This is a genomic window from Staphylococcus pasteuri, assembly GCF_030547725.1.
GTDB lineage: Bacteria > Bacillota > Bacilli > Staphylococcales > Staphylococcaceae > Staphylococcus > Staphylococcus pasteuri.
In genome coordinates, this window is sequence record NZ_JAUOQO010000945.1 from 1 (window position 1) to 237 (window position 237).

At 65.0% G+C, this 237-nt stretch carries 1 protein-coding gene; it reads left to right on the top strand.

Translation table 11 applies throughout. The features are described from left to right. Positions 1–237: hypothetical protein (locus tag Q4528_RS15980; protein ID WP_303522741.1), on the top strand; the 237-nt coding region annotated here is incomplete at both ends.

Consider the following 237-nt stretch of genomic DNA (forward strand, 5'->3'; position numbering starts at 1 on the left):
GTTGATTGGACCGGCCTCTCGGCGGACAGCTTTGCCTCTGATGCGTTTCGCACCGTTCGGTTTGGCGCATTGCAACCCGGTTGGTCGCGCTTCGTTGCCGAGCTGACTGCGCCGCTTGCGGTGCAGACTGCCGCACTGGATGTGGCCGACGACAAGGCCGGGGCGCAATTGACCGTCACGCTGAAATCCGTGGATCGCGCGGCGTTTGATGCCGCTATCGGCAGCACGCCGGACGCC